The sequence below is a fragment of the Streptosporangium sandarakinum genome (assembly GCF_013409935.1).
GTDB lineage: Bacteria > Actinomycetota > Actinomycetes > Streptosporangiales > Streptosporangiaceae > Streptosporangium > Streptosporangium nondiastaticum.
Window position 1 is genome coordinate 1090796 of sequence record NZ_JACCCO010000003.1, and the last position, 16747, is coordinate 1107542.

Here is a 16747-nt window from a genome sequence, read left to right on the forward strand (position 1 = left end):
GCGCCCGCCCGATCCGGGTGGGCGCGGGCGGGCAGGTGAAGGTTCGGGACGAGAAGGCTAACGGTCTTGTTTCGGTCCTTGACGGCCCAGGGCACGCGCTAGTGCAATGTCACACATCACTAGCCGTGAGGAGCCGCACATGCGTGCCACCCCCCTTACCTCCATCGCCTCGCTGGCCGCCGTGGCCCTGCTCGCCACCGGATGTGGCCAGGGGCTGCTCGGCGGCGGCGACGGAGGCGACACCGCCAAGACGAACGAGCCGATCGTCCTCGGAATGCTGATCCCCCAGTCGGGCAGCGAGGCAGCGATCGGCCCATATATGAGCAACGCGGCCCAGCTCGCCGTAGACGAGATCAACGCCAAGGGCGGGGTCCTCGGCCGCAAGCTGCAGCTCAAGACCGCCGACGACGCCTGCGACGCCCAGTCCGCGGCGGCCGGAGCCAACAAGCTGGTCACCGAGGGGGTGGACGTCTCGGTCGGAGGATACTGCTCCGGCGCGACCCTGCCCACCCTTCCGATCTTCGGCAAGGCGAACATACCGATGATCATTCCGGCGGCCAACTCCCAGGAGCTGGTCGACCAGAAGCTCAAGCACGTCTTCCTCATCAACGGCACCGGCACCCAGCAGGCCGCCGCCGCCGAGAAGTGGATGACCAAGCAGGGCGCCAAGAGCGTCGCGCTGATGCACGACAACACCAGCTACTCCAAGGACATCGCGCTGCGCACCCAGACCCTGCTGGACGCTCCCGGCGGCGCCGACACCGCGCTCATCGAGGCGGTCACCCCCAAGGAGAGCGACTACAGCGCCAACATCACCAACGTGCTGGCCAAGAAGCCCGACTTCGTCTACTGGACCGGCTACTTCCAGGAGGGCGGCCTGATCGCCCGCCAGCTCCGCCAGGCCGGCTACAAGGGCTCCATCATGGTCGGCGACGGCTCGGTCTCGCCCAAGCTCGTCGAGATCGCCGGCCCCGAGGCCGCCGAGGGCGTCTACGCCACCATGACCCAGACCCCCGACACCCTGGAGGGCGCCGAGGGCTGGATCGAGGCGTACAAGAAGAAGTTCGGCGCCGAGCCCGGCCCCTACTCCAACCAGGCCTACGACGCCGTACGGCTGGCCGCCGAGGCGGTCGGCAAGGCGGGCGGCACCGACGGCGCCAAGGTCATCGCGGCGCTGGAGGCGATCGACGGGTTCCAGATGTTCTCCGGGCCGCTGAAGTTCACCCCCGAGCACACCCTGTCCAACGGCGGGTTCCAGATCCTGGTCGTCAAGGACGGAAAGATCATCCTGCAGGACTCCCTGAAATGACGCAGCTCATCTGGAACGGGCTGTTCGTCGGCTCGTTCTACGCCCTGGTGGCGCTGGGCTACAGCATGGTCTACGGGATCATCAAGCTGCTCAACTTCGCCCACGGCGACCTGTACATGCTCGGCGCGTTCGCCGGCTTCGCCATCCTCGGCGCGGTCGGCGGCGTGTCCTCCTCGATGGCGCTGCCCGTGCTGCTGGCCGTACTGGTGGTGACCATGGCCGTCACCGGCCTGGCCGGGGTGGCGCTGGAGCGGATCGCCTACCGGCCGCTGCGCCGCGCCCCCCGCCTCTCCCTGCTGATCACCGCCGTCGGCGCGTCCTTCGCCCTGGAGTACGGCATGCGCGCCGCCGCCGGGGCCGACCCGCGGGTCTACCCGCTGCGGCTCGGCGGCTCCTCGCTGGAGGTCGCCGGGGCCAGGCTGACAGTCGCGCAGCTCGTCCTGGTCGGGGTGGCCGTGGTCCTCATGATCGGGCTGAACCTGCTGGTCACCCGGACCCGCGAGGGCCGCGCCATGCGGGCCATCGCCCTGGACCCGACCACCAGCTCGCTGATGGGCATCGACGTCAACGCCGTCATCTCCCGGACCTTCTTCATCGGCTCGGCCCTCGCCGGGGCCGCCGGGGTGATGGCGGGCGCCTACTACGGCAAGATCGACTTCCTGATGGGGTTCCTGATCGGGCTCAAGGCGTTCACCGCGGCCGTCATCGGCGGCATCGGCAACATCCCCGGCACGATGCTCGGCGGCCTGGTGCTCGGCCTGCTGGAGTCGTTCGGCACGTTCTGGCTGGGCGGCGAGTGGCGCGACGTCTTCGCCTTCGGGGTGCTGATCCTGTTCCTGACCGTGCGGCCCACCGGCCTGCTCGGCGAACGCGTGACGGAGCGAGTGTGACCCGCGTCCCCGACACCACCCCCGAAGGCGCCCCCGAGGACACGGTCCGCAGCACGGCGGCGGACACGGCCGAGAGCACGGGCGGGAGCGCGACCGCGGGCGCGGCACGGGCCGCCGCCCCGGACGAGGCCACAGGCGAGGCCGTGAACGAGACCACGAACGAGGCCGCGGGCCCCGCCCGGAAGACCGCCGAGGTCCGCCGACGCGGCGCCGGCCGGCCCCCCACCCGCGCCTCCCGGCTGCTGCAGAACCGCTGGGCCGGACTGGCCGGCCTGCTCGTCGCGCTGCTCGCGCCGTTCGTCAACGCCACGCCGTACGCGCTGTCGGTCATGACCAGCGCGGCCATCTTCGTGATGCTCGCCGCCGGGCTGAACATCGTGGTCGGCTACTGCGGCCTGCTCGACCTCGGCTACGTCGCGTTCTTCGCGGTCGGCGCCTACACCAGCGGCGTGCTGGCCACTCGCCTGGACCTGCCGCTGGTGGCCACCGTGCCCGCCGTCATCGTCGTCACGGTCGTGGCGGGCATCGTCATCGGCGCGCCCACCCTGCGGCTGCGCAGCGACTACCTCGCCATCGTCACCCTCGGCTTCGGCGAGATCATCCGGATCACCGCCAACAACCTGGACGTCACCGGCGGCCCCTCGGGCATCTACGGCATCCCCGGCCTGGCCGGGAGCCCGGTGGCGTTCTACTACCTGACCGTGGTCGTCGTCGCGCTGGCAGTCCTCGGCGCCGCCCGGCTGGGCCGCTCCCGCATCGGCCGGGCCTGGCGGTTCGTCCGCGAGGACGAGGACGCCGCCGAGGCCATGGGCGTGCACACCTACCGCGTCAAGCTCGCGGCCTACATCGCCGGCGCCGTCTGGGGCGGCCTGGCCGGGGTGCTGTTCGCCGCCCACCTGTCGGCGATCTCCCCGGGCAGCTTCACCTTCCTGCAGTCGGCCCTGGTGCTGATGGCCGTCGTCCTGGGCGGCATGGGATCGATCCCCGGCGTCGTCATCGGCGCCATCGTGATCAGCATCCTGCCGGAGATCCTCCGCGACCTGGCCGACTACCGGTTCTTCCTGTTCGGAGTCCTGCTCATCGCCGTCATGCTGCTGCGCCCGCAGGGGCTGTGGCCCGCCCGGTCCAAGGAGGTCCCGTGACGACCCTGCTGAGCGTTTCGGACCTGCGCCTGTCCTTCGGCGGGCTGCTGGCCATCGACGGGCTGACGTTCTCGGTGAACGAGGCGGAGGTCGTCTCGGTCATCGGGCCCAACGGCGCCGGCAAGACGTCGGCCTTCAACTGCGTCACCGGCTTCTACCGCCCCACCGCGGGGCAGATCATGCTGCGCGGCCGGAGCCTGCGCGGCCTGCGGCCGTCGGCCGTCGCCGCGCTCGGCGTCGCCCGGACCTTCCAGAACCTGCGCCTGTTCGGCGAGCTGTCGGTCCTGGACAACGTGCGGGCCGGCGCCCACCTGTGGCTGCGGCAGAACGTCCTGGACGCGCTGCTGCACACCCCCCGCTACCGCCGCTCCGAGCGCGAGTGCACCGAGCAGGCCCACCACTGGCTCGACTTCGTCGGCCTGCGCGGCGACCGGTACGGCGAGGCCCGCCACCTGCCCTACGGCGAGCAGCGCCGCGTCGAGATCGCCCGGGCGCTGGCCCGCCGCCCCGACCTGCTGCTGCTCGACGAGCCCGCCGCCGGTCTCAACCACGGCGAGAAGACCGAGCTGCTCGACCTGATCCGCCGCATCCAGGCGCTGGGCGTGGCCATCGTCCTCATCGAGCACGACATGGGCCTGGTCATGGAGGTCTCCGAGCGCGTGGTCGTGCTCAACTTCGGCAAGGAGATCGCCGACGGCCGCCCGGAGGACGTGCGCCGCGACCCGGCCGTCATCGAGGCCTACCTCGGGAGCGACACCCATGCTTGAGATCAGCGGACTCGACGTCCACTACGGCGGCGTGCACGCCCTGCGGGGGCTGTCGCTCACCGTCGGGCCGGGCGAGATCGTCGCCCTGCTCGGCAACAACGGCGCCGGCAAGACCACCACGCTGGCGGCGGCCTCCGGGCTGGTACGGCCCAGCGGCGGCACGGTCGTCTTCGACGGCCACGACGTCACCGGCGGCAGGCCGCACCGCGTCACCGCCCTGGGCCTGGTCCACGTCCCCGAGGGCCGCCGGGTCTTCAGTACCCTCACCGTCCACGAGAACCTCCAGCTCGGCGGCTACCTCGTCCGCGACCAGGCCGAGGTGCGCAGGCGGATCGACCGGGCCTACGAGCTGCTGCCCCGGCTGGCGGAGCGGCGCGCCCAGCAGGGCGGCACGCTGTCCGGCGGCGAGCAGCAGATGCTCGCCATCGGCCGGGCCCTGGTCACCGGGCCCAGGATGCTGCTGCTCGACGAGCCGTCCATGGGACTGGCCCCGCTGGTGGTGGCCTCGGTGATGGAGCTGATCGCCCAGATCAACGCCGAGGGCACCGCGGTGCTGCTCGTCGAGCAGAACGCCACCGCCGCGCTCGGCATCGCCCACCGCGGCTACGTGATCGAGAACGGTGAGCGCGTGCTGGACGGCCCGGCCGCCGAGCTGCGCGACGACCCCCGCGTGGTCGAGGCGTACCTGGGCGGCGTCTGACGGCGTCCGGCGGGCACGGCGCCGCAGAGGGGCAGCGGAGGGGCCGCGCCTCACGAGAGGACCTTCACGAGACGGGGCCGCCCCGCGTCCGCGAGGCGGCCCCGCCGGGCGGCGCGGCCCTCCGGCGGCCCCGGACCGGATGGGAACGACAGAACGGGAGAACATGCAGATCCACACCGTGGACTACCACACCGGCGGCGAGCCGTTCCGGATCGTCACCGCCGGAACGCCGGACATCCCCGGCGGCACGGTCCTCGAACGCCGCGAGGCGGCGCGGGCCCCGCAGATCGACGCCGTGCGGCGGCTGCTCTGCCACGAGCCGCGCGGCCACGCCGACATGTACGGCTGCTTCCTCGTCCCGCCCGACGACGACGGAGCCCACCTCGGCGTGCTGTTCTGGCACAAGGACGGCTACTCCACCGCCTGCGGCCACGGCACCATCGCGCTCGGCGTCCACGCCGCCGACACCGGCCTGGTGGCGACCGCCCCGGACGGGGAGACCGACGTCGTGGTGGACGTCCCCTCCGGCCGGGTGACGGCCCGGGTGCGCCGCTCGGCGGGCCGCGTCGAGGCCGTCACCTTCCGCAACGTCCCCTCCTACGTGCTCGCCCGGGACGTCGAGCTGGGCCCGCTCGCCGCCGCGGCCGGCCCCGCCTCGTCCGTCCCGGGTCTTCCCGGCCTGGCCGGGGTGACCGCCGACGTCTCCTACGGCGGGGCCATCTACGCCTCCGTCCCGGCCGCCGCGTTCGGCCTCGCCGCGGCCCCCGAGCACCTGACCGCGCTGATCGCGCTCGGCCGGGCCGTCAAGGCCGCCCTGGCCGGCCACCCCGCCGCCCGGCACCCGGAGGACGAGCGGCTGTCGGGGATCTACGGCGTCATCTTCTACGACGAGCTGGGCCCCGGCCACCAGCGCAACGTGACGGTCTTCGCCGACGGCGAGGTGGACCGCTCGCCCTGCGGCTCGGGCACCGCCGCCCGGCTGGCGCTGCTGCACGCCGACGGCTTCACCGGCACGCTCGTCCACGACGGCGTCGTGGGGGCCTCCTTCCGGGCGCGGGTGGCCGAGGAGACGGAGGCGGGCGTGATCCCCGAGATCGAGGGAATGGCCTACCGCACCGGCGAGCACCGCTTCACCCTGGACCCGCGCGACCCGCTGGGCACCGGGTTCACGCTCCGATGAGCGCGCCCCCCTACCTGGACGGGCCGGCGCTGCGCGAGCTGGTGCCGATGGCCACGGCCGTCCGGGTGCTGGAGGAGGCGCTGCTCGCCGGGCTCGACCCCGAGGACGGCCCGCAGCGGCCCGTCGTGGAGGTCCCCGCCGGGCAACTGCTGCTGATGCCCGCCGCCTGGGGCCGCTTCACCGGGATCAAGGTGGCCGGCGTCGCCCCGGGCAACCCCGCCCGCGGCCTGCCCCGGATCTGCGGCACCTACCTGCTGATGGACGGCGAGACCCTCGTCCCGCTGGCCGTGCTGGACGGCGCCGCGCTCACCGCGCTGCGCACCCCGGCCGTCTCGGCGCTGGCCGTACGGCACCTGGCAGCCGAGGACGCCGGGCACCTGACGGTGTTCGGCACCGGGCCGCAGGCGTGGGGGCACGTGGAGGCGCTGCGCGCGGTCCGGCCGCTGCGGAGGGTCAGCGTGGTCGCCCGGGACCCGGCGCGGGCGGAGGAGTTCGCCGCCCGCTGCGCCGCCGCGGGCCTGCGGGCGGACACCCTGCCCGCCACGGCGCCCGCCGCCGGGTACGGAGCACCGCCCGGAACGGCGCCCGCCCTGGCCGATCCCGGACAGTCCGGCCTCGTGGCCTGCTGTACCACCTCCAGGACCCCGTTGTTCGACGGTAGGATGATCCGCGACGGCGTGACCGTGATCGCGGTCGGCTCCCACGAGCCGGACGCCCGGGAGATCGACGATGACCTCGTCGCGCGGTCCACCGTGGTCGTCGAGGCGCGCCGCGCCGCCCTCGCCGAGGCGGGAGATCTGGTCATCCCGATACGGAACGGTACGATCACTTCCGGTCATCTCGCCGGGAACCTCGCGGACCTGGTCACCGGTGCCGTGTCCCCCGGCCCGGGGCCGCGGGTGTTCAAGAGCGTGGGCATGGCGTGGGAGGACCTGGTGGTGGCGGGAGCCGCCTACGAGGCGTGGCTGCGGGCCCGGACGACGAGATGAGAGGCGGGAGGATGGCTCCTTCGGCGGACGACCGGCTCGACCTGCCGGCGGTGGGTGAGCGGCAGAGCCTGCGGGAGCAGGTGGCGCACGCCCTGCGGGCCGCCCTGATCACCGGCGAGATGCGGCCCGGCGTCGTGTACTCGGCGCCCGTGCTGGCCGCCCAGTTCGGCGTCTCGGCCACCCCGGTGCGCGAGGCGATGCTCGACCTCGCCAAGGAGGGCCTGGTCGAGGCGGTGCGCAACAAGGGCTTCCGGGTCACCGAGCTGTCCGACCGCGACCTGGACGAGCTCACCGAGATCCGGCTGCTCATCGAGGTGCCCACGGTGACCCGCCTGGCCGCCGCGGGCGGTACGGACGGCACGGGCGGCGCCGCGAGGTTCGACCCGCTGCGCCCGCTGGCCCGGAAGATCGTCGACGCGGCCGACCGCGGCGACCTGATCGCCTATGTCGACGCCGACATCCGCTTCCACCTGGAACTGCTGGCGCTGGCCGGAAACGCGCACCTGGTGGACGTGGTGCGCGACCTGCGCGGCCGCGCCCGCCTGTACGGCCTGCCCGCCCTCAGCGCCCGGGGCGGCCTGGCCGGCTCCGCCCGCGAGCACCTCGAACTGCTCGACCTGCTGGCGGCCGGCGACCGGGAGGGCACCGAGCGGCTGATCCGCCGCCACATCGGCCACGTCCGCGGCATCTGGGCCGGCGGCACCGACTAGGTCCGGTGCCGTCCGGGCCCGGGGCCGCGCGCCGTACGTTCCGGGAAGGGCGCGCGGCGGCGCCGTTCGCGGGGCCCGCCGGGCGCGGGTCAGCGGGTGCTGCGGGTGGCGCCCACGCTGGCGACGACCACGCAGGCGATGGCGGCCCACTCGCGTGCCTCCAGCACCTCGCCCAGCACGACCAGCCCGATCAGCGCCGCCGCGGCCGGCTCCAGGCTCATCAGGATGCCGAACACCTGCTTGGGCATCCTGCGCAGCGCCTCCAGCTCGATCGAGTAGGGGATGACCGACGACAGCAGGCCCACCCCGAGCCCGATCAGCAGCACCTCGGGCCGCAGCAGGTCGGCGCCGCCCGTCCCGACCCCCAGCGGCGCGATCACCACGAACGCCACGATCATCGCGAAGGACAGGCCGGTCGTGCCGGGGAAGCGCCGGCCCACGGCCGCCGACAGCAGGATGTAGCCGGCCCAGCAGAGCGCGGCCACCAGCGCGAAGGCGATCCCGGCCCAGCTCGTCCCGGCCGCCGCGCCCCACGGGGCCAGCAGTACGATCCCCGATCCGGCCAGCAGGACCCAGAGCAGGTCCAGGCGGCGGCGTGAGGCGGCGACCGCCACCCCGAGCGGCCCGAGGAACTCGATCGCCACCGCGATGCCCATGGGCAGCCGGGCCAGCGCCTCGTAGAAGGACAGGTTCATCACGCCCAGGATCACGCCGAACGCCACCCCGGCCGCGACGTCCGCCCGGGTCAGGCCCCGCAGCCGGGGCCGGGCGACCAGGCCCAGGACCAGCGCGCTCATCGCGATGCGCAGGAACACCACCGCGCTCGGCGGCAGCTGCGTGAACAGGTCCTTGGCGAAGCCCGCGCCGAGCTGCACCGACAGGATGGCCAGCAGCACCAGTCCGGACGGCGGGATGGCGTCGGAGGCGGTCCGCAGCAGCGCTCCCGGCCCCGGCAGGCCCCGCCGGTACGGTTCCGCGGGTCCCGGCAGCCCCTCGGCGGTCATGAGACTCCCTAGTGTCAGTGCCGTATCGACTTGCAGACCTTACTCGCCGGGGCTGGGACGGCCGAGCGGCATCCGGGATGTGAGATCACCGGCGGTCACGGGAGGGCGCCCGCCCGGACACCCGCCTGGACATCCGGGCGGGGCGCCGCCGGGTCGTTCCCGGCCGGCGGGGTCATTCCCAGCGGAAGGTGCGGGAGGCCAGGGCCAGCGAGACCGCCGCCCAGGCCGCGAGGATCGCGACGGCGCCCAGCGGGAGCGCCGCGCCGTCGGTCAGCACCGAGCGCAGCCCGCCGGTCAGCGCGGAGATCGGCAGCAGCCGCAGCACCGGCTCCACCGCCGCGGGGAAGGCCGTCAGCGGGAAGATCACCCCGCCGCAGCCCAGCAGGATCAGGTAGACCAGGTTGGCCCCGGCGAGCGTGGCCTCGGCGCGCAGGGTGCCGGCCATCAGCAGCCCGAGGCCGCTGAAGGCGGCGGTGCCGAGCAGGATCAGCACCAGCGCGGCCAGGGGGGAGCCCGCGGGGCGCCAGCCCAGGGCCAGCGCCACCGCGCCGATGACGACCACCTGGACGACCTCCACGGCGATCACCGCGAGCGTCTTGGCCAGCATCAGCCCGGCCCGGGACAGCGGGCTGGCGCCCAGCCGCTTGAGCACGCCGTACCGGCGCTCGAAGCCGGTCGCGATGGCCTGGCCGGTGAAGGCGGTGGACATCACCGCCAGCGCGATCACGCCGGGGGCGATGAAGGCGACCCGGGAGCCGCGGCCGACGTTCACCAGCGACGTGGTGGAGAAGCCGACGAGCAGCAGCACCGGGATGATCAGGGTGAGCAGGAGCTGCTCGCCGTTGCGGAGGGTCGACTTGATCTCCGCGCCCGCCTGCGCGAGCACCATCCGCGGCAGTGGGGCGGCGCCGGGCGACGGGGTGAGGTCGAGGGTGGTCACTGTGCTCTCCGTGCTCTTCCGGTCGGTCCGCCGCGGGGCGTGGTGGTCATCGGAGCTCCCGGCCGGTCAGCTCCAGGAAGACGTCCTCCAGCGTGCGGCGCTCGATGCTGAGGTCGGCGGCCGTGACGCCCTCCGCGGCGCACCAGGTGGTCACGGTGGCCAGCAGCTCCGGGCCGACCTGCCCCTCGACGATGTAGTGCCCCGAGGGGGACTCCTTGGCCGTGCTGCCGGAGGGCAGGGCGGCCAGCAGCTCGTCCAGTGACAGGCCCGGCCGGGCGCGGAAGCGCAGCTGCCGCTCGGCGCCGGTGAGGGCGCTCGGGGTGCCCTCGGCGACCACCCCGCCGTGGTCGATGATCACGACGTGGTCGGAGAGCCTCTCGGCCTCGTCCATGTGGTGGGTGGTGAGCACCACCGACACGCCCGCGGTCCGCAGGTCGGCGACGAGGTCCCAGCAGGCGTGCCGGGCCTGCGGGTCCAGGCCCGCGGTCGGCTCGTCGAGGAAGACCAGCTCCGGGCGGCCGATGACGGCCGCGGCCAGCGACACGCGCTGCTGCTGCCCGCCCGACAGCCTGCGGTACGGCGTGCGGGCGTGCTCGGTCATCCCGAGCCGCTCCAGCAGCGCCGCCGGGTCCAGGGGGCGGGCGTGGAAGCGCGCCATCAGGCGCAGCCACTCCCCGCAGCGCGCCGCCGGGGGGACGCCCCCGGCCTGGAGCATCACCCCGACCCGGGCGCGCAGCTCCGGCCGCGTGGGGGGAAGGCCCAGCACCCGGACGGTGCCGCCGTCGGGCCGCCGGAACCCCTCGCAGATCTCGATGGTCGAGGTCTTGCCCGCCCCGTTGGGGCCGAGGATGGCGGTGACCGCGCCGCGGCCCGCGGTGAGCGTGAGGCCGTCGATCGCGGTGGTACGGCCGTATCTCTTGACCAGATCGATGATCTCGACGGCTGGGGACTCCATGACCACGAGTTTAGGGACTGCGCCGGATGCTCCCGCTGCCGGACCTGCGGTTGTTCCCGTCGTGGCGGCGGGCCGTCCCGGCGTCCGGTAAAGGCTTCGGGCGGATCCCGCCAAGGCGGCCGATCGGCCGCCGGGTCCGCCGCGGGCCGCGTGCCACTCTGTGCCTGTCCCGAATCACGACATGAGGAGGTTCGGCGTGTCCGAGCGGAGTGGCTGCAAATCAGGTGTCCCGTGCTGGGTGGAGCTGTCGAGCGCCGACGTCACCCTGTCGGTCCGGTTCTACCGCGAGGTCTTCGGCTGGGAGGCGGTGTTCGACCCGCGTCCGGAGTCCGGCGGGTACGGCCGGTTCACGCTCGGCGGCAGGGCCGTGGCCGGGGTCGGTCCCGGTTCGGGCGACGGCGTCCCCTCTGTCTGGAACACCTACGTGGCCACCGACGACGCGGGCGTCACGGCGCTGAAGGTCCGCGCGGCCGGGGGAGGGATCGTCTGCGAGCCGGCGGAGGTCTTCGACGAGGGCGTCGCCGCGGCCTTCCAGGACCCGTGGGGCGCCGTCTTCGCCGCCTGGCAGCCGGGCCTGCACCGGGGAGCGGAGGTGACCGGCGAGCCGGGCGCGTTCGCCTGGAGCGAGCTGGTCACCGCCGACCCCCGCGGCTGCGACCCCTTCTACGCGTCCGTCTTCGGCTGGAGCCGCGGCGACGGCGGGACCGGCGGCGCGGACGGGACCGACGCGATCGGCGGGCCGGACGGCGACCGCGTCGAGTGGCGGGTGGACGGCCGCCCCGTCGCCGGGGCCTCGGCGGCCTGGGGGCCGCTCCCGCCCGGCGCGCCGCCGTACTGGCTGGCCTGCTTCGCCGTCGAGGACGTCGGCGAGGCCGTGGCGAGGATCGTCCACCTGGGCGGCTCCCTGGAGATGCCGCCCGCGACGACGCCGGCGGGCAGGACGGCGGTCGTCGCCGACCCGCAGGCGGCCCTGTTCGCCGTGGTCGGCCCGCGGGAGGCGACCGGCTGAGCCCGATACTTTTTCCATCACGTTTCCGAAATTTGGGAATTCGGATGACCTGATTGCGGTTCCAGACCCCTGGCCCTCAAGGGCCCATCGTGGCCCGTGAGGGAAAAGGGGTTGGAGAATGACCGCGGCAGCCGCCGAGTCGGAGAAGGCGCCCGTCGAGACCGCGCGGGCGCCCGCCGCGCCCGAGGACGCGCCGGCCGGGCCCGGGGAGGCGCCCGCCACGCGGCGCGGGGGGATGCTGCTGCTCATCCTGGGCGCGCTGTCCGCGATCGGCCCGCTGTCGATCGACATGTACCTGCCGGCGCTGCCGTCCATCGCCGCCGAGATGAACGCCGGCCAGTCCCAGGTGCAGCTCAGCCTGACCGCCTGCCTGATCGGGGTCTCGGTGGGGCAGGTCCTCGCCGGCCCGATCAGCGACGTGCGGGGGCGGCGGGCGCCGCTGCTGATCGGGATCGCCGCCTACGCCGTCGCCTCCCTGCTGTGCGCGTTCTCGCCCGGCGTCTACGGCCTGATCGGGTTCCGGCTGCTGCAGGGCGTGGCGGGCGGCGCCGCGCTGGTGATCGTGCGGGCCGTCGTCCGCGACCTGTACCACGGCGCGGCCATCGCCCGCATCTTCGCCACCCTCATGCTGGTCAGCGGCCTCGCGCCGATCCTCGCCCCCATCGCGGGCGCCCAGCTGCTCGAACACACCTCCTGGCGGGGCGTGTTCGTCTCGCTCGCCGTCGCGGGGCTGCTCCTGCTCGCGGCGGCCCTGTTCGGGGTGCGCGAGACGCTGCCGCCCGACCGGCGCGAGGAGGGCGGGCTGCGGCACACCCTCGTCACCTTCTGGCACCTGCTGCGCGACCGGTCGTTCATGTCCAGCGCGCTGACCGCGGGCCTGGGCTTCGGTGCGATGTTCGCCTACATCTCCGCCTCGCCGTTCGTGATCCAGGAGGTCTACGGCGCCTCCCCGCAGACCTACTCGCTGCTGTTCGCGCTGAACGCCTGCGGGCTGACCATCACCGCGCAGCTCGGCGGGCGCCTGGCCGGGCGCAGGGTCGCCCCTGCCCGGCTGATCGTCATCGGCCTGGTCCTCTTCGCCGCGGGCGCCGCCGTGCTGCTGGTCACCGCCCTCGCCGGGCTGCCCCTGCCGGCGCTGGCCGCCGGCCTGCTCGTCATGATGTGCGGGGGCGGCCTGGTGATGCCCGGCGCCGGGGCGCTCGCCCTGGCCGGGCAGCCGCAGCAGGTCGCCGGGAGCGCCTCGGCGCTGACCGGCGTGCTGCAGTTCGCGCTCGGCGCGGTCGCCGCGCCGCTGACCGGGCTGGCCGGCGGGGGAGCGCTGCCGATGGCCGCCGTGCTCGCCGCCTTCGCGCTCGCCGCCCTCGCCGCCTTCACCGTGCTGCGCCGCGGCGCGACCGGCGCCACTCCCGAGGCTTCCGCTGATTAGGTAAGCCTTCCCTGCGTGATGAATCGCACCGGAAGGGCCGCACGCCGCGGTTTGTCAGGCGGGAAGGAATTACGCCACACTGATGTTGTGAAATACGTGACCGAGATGCAGGACGCCCGGGAGGCCGCCGCCGCGCGGCAGTCCGGCGTGTCCGCCGAGCGCAGCACGCGCGCGCGTGTCGCCCGGCTCATCCTGGAGCACGGACCCATCACCGCCGCCGCCCTCGGCGAACGGCTCGGGCTCACCCCCGCCGCCGTCCGCCGCCACCTCGACACCCTGCTGGCCGAGGGCATGATCGAGCCCCGTACGGCCCGGCCCCGGGGTCAGCGCGGACGCGGGCGGCCGGCGAAGCTGTTCGCCATCACCGACGCGGGACGCAGCGCCTTCGAGCACGCCTACGACGGGCTCGCCGGCAACGCCCTGCGTTTCATCGCCGACCGCATGGGATCGGAGGCGGTGGCGGAGTTCGCCCGTTCGCAGGTGTCCGGCCTCGTCGGCCGCCTGCTGCCCAGGATGCGCGAGGTCCCCGCCGACCAGCGGGTGCGCGTCCTGGCCGAGGCCCTGTCGGACGACGGCTACGCCGCCTCCGCCAGCGGGGCCGGATCCGGGGGCGAGCAACTGTGCCAGCACCATTGCCCCGTGGCCCATGTGGCGGCGGAGTTCCCCCAGCTGTGCGAGGCCGAGACGGAGGCGTTCGCGCACATCCTCGGCACGCCGGTGCAGCGACTGGCGACCATCGCCCACGGCGACGGCATCTGCACCACGCACGTGAGCCCGCGCAGGACGCCCGGCCCGGACGCGCTCCGGCGGGCGGCCGGGTCCGAGCGGCCCGCACCCCGTCAAGAAACCACCGACGAAACGAGCAAGGAGACCGGAAGGTGACTGTCACCGACCGCCCGGAGCTGGAAGGCCTCGGGAATTACAAGTTCGGCTGGGCTGACCCGGACACCGCCGGAGCCGCCGCCCGCCGTGGCCTGTCCGAAGAGGTCGTCCGCAACATCTCCGCGCTCAAGAACGAGCCGGAGTGGATGCTGGACCTGCGCCTGAAGGGCCTGCGCCTGTTCGGCAAGAAGCCGCTGCCCACCTGGGGCTCCGACCTCACCGGCATCGACTTCGACAACATCAAGTACTTCGTGCGCTCCACCGAGAAGCAGGCCGCCTCCTGGGACGAGCTCCCCGAGGACATCAAGGCCACCTACGACAAGCTCGGCATCCCCGAGGCCGAGAAGCAGCGCCTCATCGCCGGCGTCGCCGCCCAGTACGAGTCCGAGGTCGTTTACCACAAGATCCGTGAGGACCTCGAGGAGAAGGGCGTCATCTTCGTCGACACCGACACGGGCCTGCGCGAGCACGAGGAGCTCTTCAAGGAGTACTTCGGCTCGGTCATCCCGGTGGGCGACAACAAGTTCGCCGCGCTCAACACCTCCGTGTGGTCGGGCGGCTCGTTCATCTACGTGCCGCCGAACGTCACGGTCGAGATCCCGCTGCAGGCCTACTTCCGGATCAACACCGAGAACATGGGCCAGTTCGAGCGGACCCTGATCATCGTGGACGAGAACTCCTACGTCCACTACGTCGAGGGCTGCACCGCGCCGATCTACTCCTCCGACTCGCTGCACAGCGCGGTCGTCGAGATCGTCGTGAAGAAGGGCGCCCGCTGCCGCTACACGACCATCCAGAACTGGTCGAACAACGTCTACAACCTGGTCACCAAGCGCGCCGTCGCCTACGAGGGCGCGACCATGGAGTGGATCGACGGCAACATCGGCTCCAAGGTCACCATGAAGTACCCGGCGGTGTACCTCATGGGCGAGCACGCCAAGGGCGAGACCCTCAGCGTCGCCTTCGCCGGTGAGGGCCAGCACCAGGACGCCGGCTCCAAGATGGTGCACCTGGCGCCCAACACCAGCTCCAGCGTCATCTCCAAGTCCGTCGCCCGCGGCGGCGGCCGCACCTCCTACCGCGGTCTGGTGCAGATCGAGGAGGGCGCGCACGGCAGCGCCAGCACGGTCAAGTGCGACGCCCTGCTGGTCGACCAGATCAGCCGGTCCGACACCTACCCGTACGTCGACGTGCGCGAGGACGACGTGTCCATGGGCCACGAGGCCACCGTCTCCAAGGTCTCCGAGGACCAGCTCTTCTACCTGATGAGCCGCGGCATGGGCGAGGACGAGGCGATGGCGATGATCGTGCGCGGCTTCGTCGAGCCGATCGCGCGTGAGCTGCCCATGGAGTACGCCCTGGAGCTGAACCGCCTGATCGAGCTGCAGATGGAAGGGGCCGTCGGCTGATGGGTCTCGAAACCAAGCCCCTGACGACCCTCCACGAGAGGTCCTCCTACGACGTCGAGGACTTCCCGGTCCCCACGGGCCGCGAGGAGGAGTGGCGCTTCACCCCGCTGTCGCGCCTGAAGGGCCTGCACACCGGCGCCGCCGCCTCCGGCGGGGGCGTCGTGGTCGCCGTGGAGGCGGCCCCCGAGGTCACCGTCGAGACCGTGGGCCGCGACGACCCGCGGCTCGGCCGGGCCTACGTCCCCGCCGACCGCGTCAGCGCCCAGGCCTACGGCGCCTTCGAGAAGGCGACCGTGATCACGGTCCCGCGCGAGGCCGTCGCCTCCGTCCCGACCGTGATCACCGTCACCGGGTCCGGCGACGGGACCGCCTACGGCCACACCCTCGTCAACGTGGAGCCGATGGCCGAGGCCGTCCTCGTCCTCGACCACCGGGGCAGCGCGGTCTACGCCGACAACGTCGAGTTCGCCGTCGGCGAGGGGGCCACCCTCAAGGTCGTCAGCCTGCAGGACTGGGCCGACGACGCGGTGCACGTCTCCCACCACCACGCCCGGCTCGGCAAGGACGCCACGTTCAGGAGCTTCGTGGTCACCCTCGGCGGCGACCTCGTACGGCTGTCGCCCTCGGTCGCCTACACCGGCCCCGGCGGCGACGCCGACCTGACCGGCCTGTACTTCGTGGACGCCGGCCAGCACCTGGAGCACCGCCTGCTCGTCGACCACTCCCAGCCCAACTGCCGCAGCAACGTCGTCTACAAGGGCGCGCTGCAGGGCGACGGCGCCCACGCCGTGTGGATCGGCGACGTCATCATCCGGGTCGAGGCCGAGGGCACCGACACCTACGAGCTCAACCGCAACCTGCTGCTCACCGACGGCGCCCGCGCCGACTCGGTGCCCAACCTGGAGATCCTCACCGGCGAGGTCGCCGGGGCGGGCCACGCCAGCGCCTCGGGCCGGCTCGACGACGAGCACATCTTCTACCTCCAGGCCCGCGGCATCCCCTTCGAGGAGGCGCGCCGCCTGGTCATCCGCGGCTTCTTCGCCCAGCTCCTGGAGAAGATCGAGCTGGACGAGCTCCGCGAGCGCGTTTTCGCCAAGGTCGAGGCGGAGCTGGAGAAGTGACGTTCGAAAAGGTCTGCAAGCTCGGCGACATCCCCGACGGCGGAGTGATCGCCGTCGAGGTGGAGGACACCCCGGTCGCCCTCGTGCGCAAGGGGCAGGAGGTCTTCGCGCTGCACGACGTGTGCTCCCACGCCGAGGTCGCCCTCAGCGAGGGCGACGTCTACGACGAGACGCTGGAGTGCTGGCTGCACGGCTCGTGCTTCGACCTGCGCACCGGCAAGCCCACCGGGCCGCCCGCCACCAGGCCCGTCCCTGTCTACCAAGTGAAGATCGACGGCGACGACGTCCTCGTCTCGCTCTCGAAGGAGTCATAA

At 73.2% G+C, this 16747-nt stretch carries 17 protein-coding genes; 14 read left to right on the top strand and 3 right to left on the bottom strand.

The window, feature by feature from the left end; genetic code table 11:
• The first annotated feature begins 139 nt into the window (after positions 1 to 139).
• From HDA43_RS31215 to HDA43_RS31250, 8 genes are all read left to right on the top strand, one after another.
• Positions 140 to 1309, top strand: coding sequence for a branched-chain amino acid ABC transporter substrate-binding protein (locus HDA43_RS31215; RefSeq protein ID WP_179827978.1), 1170 nt, complete (start codon positions 140 to 142; stop codon positions 1307 to 1309).
• Entirely contained in the window at positions 1306 to 2199 is an 894-nt protein-coding gene (locus HDA43_RS31220; protein WP_179827979.1) for a branched-chain amino acid ABC transporter permease, read from the top strand. Before HDA43_RS31215 ends, HDA43_RS31220 begins: the two co-directional genes overlap by 4 nt.
• Positions 2196 to 3341, top strand: coding sequence for a branched-chain amino acid ABC transporter permease (locus tag HDA43_RS31225; RefSeq protein ID WP_312873630.1), 1146 nt, complete (start codon positions 2196 to 2198; stop codon positions 3339 to 3341). Before HDA43_RS31220 ends, HDA43_RS31225 begins: the two co-directional genes overlap by 4 nt.
• Positions 3338 to 4108, top strand: a complete 771-nt coding sequence (locus HDA43_RS31230; RefSeq protein ID WP_179827981.1) for an ABC transporter ATP-binding protein — start codon at positions 3338 to 3340, stop codon at positions 4106 to 4108. The genes HDA43_RS31225 and HDA43_RS31230 overlap by 4 nt, the downstream gene beginning before the upstream one ends.
• Complete coding sequence (locus HDA43_RS31235; RefSeq protein WP_179827983.1) at positions 4101 to 4808, top strand: ABC transporter ATP-binding protein; 708 nt, start codon at positions 4101 to 4103, stop codon at positions 4806 to 4808. The genes HDA43_RS31230 and HDA43_RS31235 overlap by 8 nt, the downstream gene beginning before the upstream one ends.
• A gap of 163 nt (positions 4809 to 4971) precedes the next feature.
• Positions 4972 to 5988: a proline racemase family protein gene (locus HDA43_RS31240; protein WP_179827985.1), complete on the top strand. Its 1017-nt coding sequence runs from the start codon at positions 4972 to 4974 to the stop codon at positions 5986 to 5988.
• Positions 5985 to 6977: an ornithine cyclodeaminase family protein gene (locus tag HDA43_RS31245; protein ID WP_179827987.1), complete on the top strand. Its 993-nt coding sequence runs from the start codon at positions 5985 to 5987 to the stop codon at positions 6975 to 6977. Before HDA43_RS31240 ends, HDA43_RS31245 begins: the two co-directional genes overlap by 4 nt.
• An 11-nt stretch (positions 6978 to 6988) precedes the next feature.
• A complete protein-coding gene (locus tag HDA43_RS31250) occupies positions 6989 to 7687 on the top strand; it encodes a GntR family transcriptional regulator (RefSeq protein ID WP_179827989.1) in 699 nt (232 codons plus the stop codon).
• Between the two features lie 89 nt (positions 7688 to 7776).
• On the opposite strand, the gene HDA43_RS31255 is transcribed toward HDA43_RS31250, so the two are convergent.
• The 3 genes from HDA43_RS31255 to HDA43_RS31265 form a co-directional block, all read right to left on the bottom strand.
• Positions 7777 to 8691 carry an EamA family transporter gene (locus HDA43_RS31255; RefSeq protein WP_179827991.1) on the bottom strand — a complete coding sequence of 305 codons (915 nt, stop codon included), beginning with the start codon at positions 8689 to 8691 and terminating at the stop codon, positions 7777 to 7779.
• A gap of 172 nt (positions 8692 to 8863) precedes the next feature.
• Positions 8864 to 9631: an ABC transporter permease gene (locus HDA43_RS31260; RefSeq protein WP_179827992.1), complete on the bottom strand. Its 768-nt coding sequence runs from the start codon at positions 9629 to 9631 to the stop codon at positions 8864 to 8866.
• A gap of 46 nt (positions 9632 to 9677) precedes the next feature.
• Positions 9678 to 10586, bottom strand: coding sequence for an ABC transporter ATP-binding protein (locus HDA43_RS31265; protein ID WP_179827993.1), 909 nt, complete (start codon positions 10584 to 10586; stop codon positions 9678 to 9680).
• A 238-nt stretch (positions 10587 to 10824) separates the two neighbouring features.
• On the opposite strand from HDA43_RS31265, the gene HDA43_RS31270 reads away from it, so the two are divergent.
• The 6 genes from HDA43_RS31270 to HDA43_RS31295 all read left to right on the top strand — a co-directional run bounded on the left by HDA43_RS31270 (position 10825) and on the right by HDA43_RS31295 (position 16747).
• Positions 10825 to 11595 carry a VOC family protein gene (locus HDA43_RS31270; RefSeq protein ID WP_179827994.1) on the top strand — a complete coding sequence of 257 codons (771 nt, stop codon included), beginning with the start codon at positions 10825 to 10827 and terminating at the stop codon, positions 11593 to 11595.
• A gap of 118 nt (positions 11596 to 11713) precedes the next feature.
• Positions 11714 to 13021 (top strand): multidrug effflux MFS transporter, encoded by a 1308-nt coding sequence (locus HDA43_RS31275; protein WP_179827995.1) that lies wholly within the window; start codon positions 11714 to 11716, stop codon positions 13019 to 13021.
• 105 nt (positions 13022 to 13126) lie between these two features.
• The gene (locus HDA43_RS31280) at positions 13127 to 13903 is read left to right on the top strand and encodes a helix-turn-helix transcriptional regulator (RefSeq protein ID WP_179828866.1); all 777 of its coding nucleotides are present in this window, start codon (positions 13127 to 13129) and stop codon (positions 13901 to 13903) included.
• The gene (sufB, locus tag HDA43_RS31285; RefSeq protein ID WP_179827996.1) at positions 13900 to 15312 is read left to right on the top strand and encodes a Fe-S cluster assembly protein SufB; all 1413 of its coding nucleotides are present in this window, start codon (positions 13900 to 13902) and stop codon (positions 15310 to 15312) included. The genes HDA43_RS31280 and sufB overlap by 4 nt, the downstream gene beginning before the upstream one ends.
• Positions 15312 to 16433 carry a Fe-S cluster assembly protein SufD gene (gene sufD / locus HDA43_RS31290; protein WP_179827997.1) on the top strand — a complete coding sequence of 374 codons (1122 nt, stop codon included), beginning with the start codon at positions 15312 to 15314 and terminating at the stop codon, positions 16431 to 16433. The genes sufB and sufD overlap by 1 nt, the downstream gene beginning before the upstream one ends.
• Positions 16430 to 16747, top strand: coding sequence for a Rieske (2Fe-2S) protein (locus HDA43_RS31295; protein ID WP_179827998.1), 318 nt, complete (start codon positions 16430 to 16432; stop codon positions 16745 to 16747). Before sufD ends, HDA43_RS31295 begins: the two co-directional genes overlap by 4 nt.

Coding starts and splice junctions, on each gene's coding strand:
- HDA43_RS31275 (WP_179827995.1), top strand. CDS start 11,714: ATGACCGCGGCAGCCGCCGAGTCGGAGAAGGCGCCCGTCGAGACCGCG.
- HDA43_RS31265 (WP_179827993.1), bottom strand. CDS start 10,586: ATGGAGTCCCCAGCCGTCGAGATCATCGATCTGGTCAAGAGATACGGC.
- HDA43_RS31280 (WP_179828866.1), top strand. CDS start 13,127: ATGCAGGACGCCCGGGAGGCCGCCGCCGCGCGGCAGTCCGGCGTGTCC.
- HDA43_RS31240 (WP_179827985.1), top strand. CDS start 4,972: ATGCAGATCCACACCGTGGACTACCACACCGGCGGCGAGCCGTTCCGG.
- HDA43_RS31220 (WP_179827979.1), top strand. CDS start 1,306: ATGACGCAGCTCATCTGGAACGGGCTGTTCGTCGGCTCGTTCTACGCC.
- sufD (WP_179827997.1), top strand. CDS start 15,312: ATGGGTCTCGAAACCAAGCCCCTGACGACCCTCCACGAGAGGTCCTCC.
- HDA43_RS31235 (WP_179827983.1), top strand. CDS start 4,101: ATGCTTGAGATCAGCGGACTCGACGTCCACTACGGCGGCGTGCACGCC.
- HDA43_RS31245 (WP_179827987.1), top strand. CDS start 5,985: ATGAGCGCGCCCCCCTACCTGGACGGGCCGGCGCTGCGCGAGCTGGTG.
- HDA43_RS31255 (WP_179827991.1), bottom strand. CDS start 8,691: ATGACCGCCGAGGGGCTGCCGGGACCCGCGGAACCGTACCGGCGGGGC.
- HDA43_RS31250 (WP_179827989.1), top strand. CDS start 6,989: ATGGCTCCTTCGGCGGACGACCGGCTCGACCTGCCGGCGGTGGGTGAG.
- HDA43_RS31215 (WP_179827978.1), top strand. CDS start 140: ATGCGTGCCACCCCCCTTACCTCCATCGCCTCGCTGGCCGCCGTGGCC.